The 2,052-nt window shown below is 64.5% G+C and carries 3 protein-coding genes; 2 read left to right on the top strand and 1 reads right to left on the bottom strand.

The features are described from left to right. Positions 1–523 (top strand): AAA family ATPase (locus D7V88_RS40950; RefSeq protein WP_208726754.1); only part of this gene is annotated, 523 nt, incomplete at its 5' end. A gap of 187 nt (positions 524–710) precedes the next feature. On the opposite strand, the gene D7V88_RS40945 is transcribed toward D7V88_RS40950, so the two are convergent. Further along, entirely contained in the window at positions 711–1,067 is a 357-nt protein-coding gene (locus D7V88_RS40945; protein ID WP_120545889.1) for a helix-turn-helix domain-containing protein, read from the bottom strand. A 266-nt stretch (positions 1,068–1,333) separates the two neighbouring features. On the opposite strand from D7V88_RS40945, the gene D7V88_RS40940 reads away from it, so the two are divergent. After that, positions 1,334–2,052: type IIL restriction-modification enzyme MmeI (locus tag D7V88_RS40940; protein WP_147449130.1), on the top strand; the 719-nt coding region annotated here is incomplete at its 3' end.

Genomic DNA, 2,052 nt, shown 5'->3' with positions numbered 1-2,052 from the left:
GTCCTCAGTTCCTGCGGCTGTATCCGCACCCAGGGAGGCCTCGAAACTGGACAGCATGGGCCATGTCGTGTCCGCGAGCGCGCCGGCTCGCGCTCTCGACACGTCGTCCCCCGGCACGTCCCAGGCTCGCACGGGACTGCACGCGCCTATTCTCGCCATCGGTCCGCTTACACCCAACCCGCACGGCTCCGGCACCCAGTGCCTTGTGGCGCTCGCTCAGGCCCTTGAGGTGGCCACTGGCGGCCTCCTGCTGCTTGATGAGCTCGGGGCGGGCATTCACCACTCACTCTTCAAGGACGTGTGGCAGTTGCTCGTCGAGACGGCGCTTCAACGCGACCTGCAAATCATCGCGACGACGCACAGCCGTGATTGCCTCACCGCGCTCGGGGACTTCTATCGCGGACGGCCTGAGCTGCACGACACGCTTTCGGTGCACCGCCTTGACCGTTCGCTCAGCAAGAGCATCCGGTACTCCGCCGATGACCTCCGGATCATCGTCGAGCAGCGGATGGAGATCCGCTGAGGACGGCACTTCCGCACCCCAGCTTACCGGGAGAGTGAGGAGCCCAGTCCGCCCGCTTGAGCCCCGCGTGGTCCGGGCGCCCGGACCACGACTGCCGGAAGCACTGCCCACCCCGCCCTCGCTCTCACCTCGCCGCTGGGTCCAGCGGGCACCCCTCCAGTTCTCTAGGACACCCTGACGCAGACGCCTATTTGAGAGCGAAGCCCAGCCGGTGCAGCGCTCGCTGCAGCGCAGGCCGACTGGTGACGACACCCGTGCGTGCCGTCAGCGCATCCATCAACTCGCGCGCTGTTGCGTCGGGCCTTTGGGCGAGCAGCCGTTTGAGCTGCGTGGCGACCTTGCCCCGGATGGGCGAGAAGTTCCCGCCGCCCCGGGGCCGCGGCACGACGTCGCCTGTTTCTCGGTACAGTCGCAGCACGCGTCCGACCGTGGCCTCTCCGATACCTAGTAATTGGGCAATCTGCTCGTACGACAACCCCTCCTCGTGAAAAGCGCGCACGACGGCCCGCCGCAGCTTCTCCGGGGTGGGGTGCCCTTCGCTCATTCCCCGAGGAGATCAAACCTCGGCGCTCACGTCAACCGAACCCAAGTTAACCGGCAAATCTGCCCGCTAACCCAGGGCCGCAGGGCCCGTTCCGACTCCGACGGCCGCTACTCTGGGCCTCGTTGAGAGCAGCCGGGCAACCCTTGGTTCCGTTCGCCCGCTCCCTTCTGCATGAGGTAATAGTACAATTTGGCCACTTCAGGAGGTGAGTAGATTTGCGCCGCATCAGGTCCGAGGTTGACGAACTCGCGAAGTTCGTGGAGTGGGTGAAGCAGAACATCAAGGGCCATGAGCGCGCTGAGGCGCAAACCTTCCTCGACCGGTTGTTCCGGGCCTTCGGGCATCCAGGGGCCATCGAAGCGGGGGCCCGGTTCGAGGATCCAATCAAGCGGCTGAAGGGGGACAAGAAAAGCACCAGCTTCGCGGACCTCGTTTGGAGACCCCGCGTACTGATCGAGATGAAAGCGAGGGGGGAGCAGCTCCGGCGGCACACAAACCAAGCATTCGAGTACTGGAAGTATCTGGTGCCGAATCGGCCCCGCTGGGTGATCCTCTGCAACTTTGACGAACTGTGGGTCTACGACTTCGAAACCGAGGTCGAGGAGCCCGTGGATCGCATCACGCTCGCCGAGCTTCCAGTGCGCGCCGAGGTGCTCGCCTTCCTGAAGCCTGAGTTGGAGAAGCCGGTGTTCGGCGTGAACCGGGTGGAGGTCACCCGTGACGCCGCCGCCAGGGTCGCAGCTACATTCAACAGCATGACTGCGCGTGGCCTCAGCCGTGAGGTTGCCCAGCGGTTCGTCCTCCAGTGCGTCATGGCGCTTTTCTCGGAGGATTTGCGCCTACTCCCGAGCGAGCATTTCACCCGGATTCTCCAGAATTCACTCGGGGCGAAGGACCCAGGCCGGCTTGCCTACCTTGAAATTGGCGACCTGTTTCGGCAGATGAATAACTCGGAGCCGGCCACCAGCGGGCCCAACAAGAAGGT

Origin of the sequence: Corallococcus terminator (assembly GCF_003611635.1) — a bacterium.
Taxonomy (GTDB): domain Bacteria; phylum Myxococcota; class Myxococcia; order Myxococcales; family Myxococcaceae; genus Corallococcus; species Corallococcus terminator.
This window is presented reverse-complemented; position numbering and strand designations above follow the sequence as displayed.